The sequence below is a fragment of the Novosphingobium panipatense genome (genome assembly GCF_900182875.1).
Lineage (GTDB): Bacteria > Pseudomonadota > Alphaproteobacteria > Sphingomonadales > Sphingomonadaceae > Novosphingobium > Novosphingobium panipatense.
On record NZ_FXUI01000057.1, the window covers coordinates 1 to 1,396 of the forward strand.

1 protein-coding gene is annotated in these 1,396 nt (G+C 61.5%); it reads left to right on the forward strand.

What is annotated here, in order from left to right; translation table 11 throughout:
- Positions 1–107 precede the first annotated feature (107 nt).
- Positions 108–1,145 carry an IS110 family RNA-guided transposase gene (locus QOL62_RS19785; RefSeq protein WP_037508608.1) on the forward strand — a complete coding sequence of 346 codons (1,038 nt, stop codon included), beginning with the start codon at positions 108–110 and terminating at the stop codon, positions 1,143–1,145.
- The last annotated feature ends 251 nt before the right edge of the window (positions 1,146–1,396 follow it).

Consider the following 1,396-nt stretch of genomic DNA (forward strand, 5'->3'; position numbering starts at 1 on the left):
ACAGATGGGGTGATTGGGGCTCCACGACGAGTCGGTGGAGTGGCTGCTCCTCGCAAATGGTAGAACGTGGTCCGTGTGATCGGCCACAACCATGAGGAGAAGCAACCATGAGCTATTATGCCGGGCTGGATGTGTCTTTGGAAGAGACAGCGATCTGTATTGTCGATGGTACGGGCACGATCGTCCGCGAACTACGCGCGGCCAGCGATCCGGAAAGCCTGATTTCGGCGTTCAACCTGGTAGATTTGCCGATGGAGCGGATAGGCCTCGAGGCCTGTTCGCAGTCGGCCTGGCTGCACCAGGGACTGACGCGGGCTGGTTTTCCGGCATTGTGCATCGAAACCCGCCAGGCGAAAGCCGCGATGGGAGCGATGCCGAACAAAACCGACCGCAATGATGCCCGGGGCCTGGCACAAATCATCCGTACCGGGTGGTATCGCCAGGTTCACGTCAAGAGCGTTCCATCGAGAATGGCGCGTTCATTGCTGGTGGCTCGCCGGACGGTGCTCTGCAAGTTGCGCGATATGGAGAACGCAGTGCGGGCAGTCTTGCGGGAAAGCGGGCTCAAGTTGGGATCACCGGGGCGCAAGCTGTTCTCGGCCAGGGTACGCGAGTTGGCTGATGCGGATCCGACGTTGACCGATATAACCGAGCCACTGCTGGCGATCATCGCGACCATGTACCGCGAACTCGAGCGGCTGACACGGCGCGCGTTGGAATCGGTTCGCGTCGAACCAATCTGCCGACAACTGATGACGGTACCCGGCGTTGGGCCGCTGACGGCACTGGCGTTCCGTGCAACCGTGGATCAACCCGAGCGCTTCCGGCGGTCACGCGACGTTGGCGCCCATCTCGGCCTAACTCCGAGGCGCTATCAGTCAGGCGAAACCGATGTGCAAGGACGCATCAGCCGATGCGGCGACGAGCTGGCCCGAACCCTGCTCTACGAGGCGGCACACACGCTGTTGACCCGCTGCAAGAAATGGTCGGCCCTCAAGGCGTGGGGCATGAACGTCGCAAAGCGGCGCGGTATGGCGAAAGCCCGCGTCGCGGTCGCCCGCAAGCTTGCCGTCATCATGCACCGTATGTGGACCGACCACAGCGAGTTCCGCTGGCGCAAACCGCTCACCGGACTGGCAGCATGAGGAGGCCTGAACCGAATCCCGCCTGACAAGGCGGGCCGTGTCGTTCCCATGGGGACGAAGGGCAAGACGATCTCGCTTAGAGTCCGGAACCTCAGCTTAGCTGAAGGTCGCGAAACAGATTGAGACGTCTCGCTCTCCATGACCCCATTATGCGGCGGCCTTGCGCCGACCGCGGAGAGAAGCGAGTGATCCATGGGAATGATCATAAAGTCGAGAAAGCAGCTTGACCCACTAGGCCCCAATCAGAGAAG